The sequence below is a fragment of the Rickettsia sp. TH2014 genome (genome assembly GCF_019249195.1).
Taxonomy (GTDB): Bacteria; Pseudomonadota; Alphaproteobacteria; order Rickettsiales; family Rickettsiaceae; genus Rickettsia; species Rickettsia felis.
Genome location: NZ_MXAX01000071.1, coordinates 176 through 2,264, shown reverse-complemented (window position 1 = coordinate 2,264; position 2,089 = coordinate 176). Strand labels below are relative to the sequence as shown.

The following is a 2,089-nucleotide window of genomic DNA, read 5'->3' as shown; positions in this document are numbered from 1 at the left end:
TTTTTTGATTTAGATTCATCTCTAATCCTCCATTNNNTATTATCTTAATTTTACTAAATGTAAGATTAAATCTCAACTATTACATATAAGCGAGTTTCCGAAGAGGTCTAATGAGATACTGCTTCTAAGTAAGCATCAGGAGTTACTCCTATAATGTCTGTTAGTTCTTTATAGCAATCATCATTTACAAGTCTACAAAACTTAGGTACTTTATAAGATTCTCAACCTGCTCTAATGTGTCCGGCGTACTCGATATCCATATAATTATTACGGATAATATGTATATATTCTTTAAATGCAGATTTATCTTTAGTGCCGTATTTTTCTGCTACTTTATCAAATATCATGCTATTTACATCTTCACGATTATAAACTTTCTGACTATTATACTCACTGCTACTCCAAAATTTTTTAGAATCAGTATGCAAGCGATATTTATCCCCTCTTGAAACCAAAGGGTCAGTAAATTTTTCTATAAAACACAAAAAATATGCTGAATAATAAAATTCTGCTGTTGGGTCTTTTATTAATGCTGCAAAAGATTTTTTATCAGTATTGTTTCTTAACATAGTTCATATCCTTTTTATTATTTAGAGTAATCATACTAATAAAAAGTTAAAAAATAAACTATTTTTTAATAAAATACTAAACTTAACAGTACCCCGACATAATTATTAGCTCTGAATCTTGTCATACAATCAGCTGGATTTCGGGTATCAAGAGTCGCTACTTGCAATATCAGTAAAATTAAAGCAGCTAAAATAGGTAAATAGTCGATATTACGGTTAGTTATCTTTGTTGCTAAGATAAATAATAATATAAAACCTATATAACATACATAAAGCCAAAATTTAGGATGCTTGTTCTCTAAATATATGCTTAAAGATTTTACTCCTATTTTCTTATCGTCTTTTATATCCATATAGCCGTAAATCGTATCATAGCCGGCTGCCCAAAAACAGCATGCTAAATACATAATAATTGCTGCCGCATCAAGTTTATTCTGAACTGTCGCATACGCTATTAATGCCCCGAGCTTAAAAGTAAAGCCCATAAATATTTGCGGGAAGTAGGTAATACGTTTCGTTAGCGGATATAGGCTAATCATTATTACCGCAAAAAAACCTGTATATATGGCTGTTTTGTTTAAAAGTAGCAAGATACAAAGCGAGATAATACTAAGAATAAGCAGTATAAAAATAGCATAAGAAACAGATAAAGCGCCGCTTGCTAAAGGTCGGTCTTTAGTCCTTGTAACGCGTTGATCAAATTTCCGATCAAATATATCGTTAATAATACACCCACTACTCCTTGTCGTTATACTACCTAAAATAAATAACGGTAATAAATAAGCTAATTCCGTGTTAGAAGGATTTGCAAGCAATAATCCAAATAAAGCAGGAAAAAAAACTAATATATAAGGTACCGGCTTATCTGCCCGCATTAACCTCAAAGTAAGTAAAAGTTTGTTTGGCATTATTAATATTAAACTTTAAATTTAAATAAATGTAGATATTATAGATAATTTAAGATAAAATACGCTGCAAAATAAAGCTACTAAATTTTTATGGTCAAAAAAATTAAAACATGATTCATTAGTAAAAACAATAATGACCAACCCGATAGCAGCTGAGGAGTTTTTAGAATATTATTTACCCGAGGACTTTAAGAAACTAATAGATTTATCAAAAATAACGTTAGAGCAAGAAAGCTATATAGAGGAATCTTTAAACAAGAAATATAGTGATATAGTATATAAAATTAGTACCAAGCGTGAAGAAAAAGCTTTTGTATATGTGTTAATAGAAGCTCAATCAACAATTGATTATTGGACGGCTTTGCGGTTATGGAAATATACGCTATTATTATGTGAAAGACACAAAAAAGGAAAGGATAAATTGTCGCTAGTTTATAATTTAGTTATTTACAACGGCAAAGCAGTTTATAATGCTCCAAGAAATCTATGGAGTTTATTTACTGATAGTGTAATGGCAAATAAATTAATGACGGAAGATTACCGGTTAGTAGATTTGCAAGCTATGTCAGATGATGAAATGGTAACCCCCCCAAAAACAATCGACAAAAGGAG

General features: G+C 30.2%; 3 protein-coding genes. 1 reads left to right on the top strand and 2 read right to left on the bottom strand.

The features are described from left to right. Window positions 1–221 precede the first annotated feature (221 nt). On the bottom strand, window positions 222–569 hold the full coding sequence (locus tag KYQ89_RS01130; RefSeq protein ID WP_218460004.1) for a hypothetical protein: 348 nt from the start codon (window positions 567–569) through the stop codon (window positions 222–224). A gap of 65 nt (window positions 570–634) precedes the next feature. After that, window positions 635–1,477, bottom strand: coding sequence for a 4-hydroxybenzoate octaprenyltransferase (gene ubiA, locus KYQ89_RS01125; RefSeq protein WP_218460003.1), 843 nt, complete (start codon window positions 1,475–1,477; stop codon window positions 635–637). 133 nt (window positions 1,478–1,610) lie between these two features. Here ubiA and KYQ89_RS01120 point away from each other — a divergent pair. Further along, the coding region (locus tag KYQ89_RS01120) for an Rpn family recombination-promoting nuclease/putative transposase (protein ID WP_218460001.1) at window positions 1,611–2,089 on the top strand (479 nt) is incomplete at its 3' end.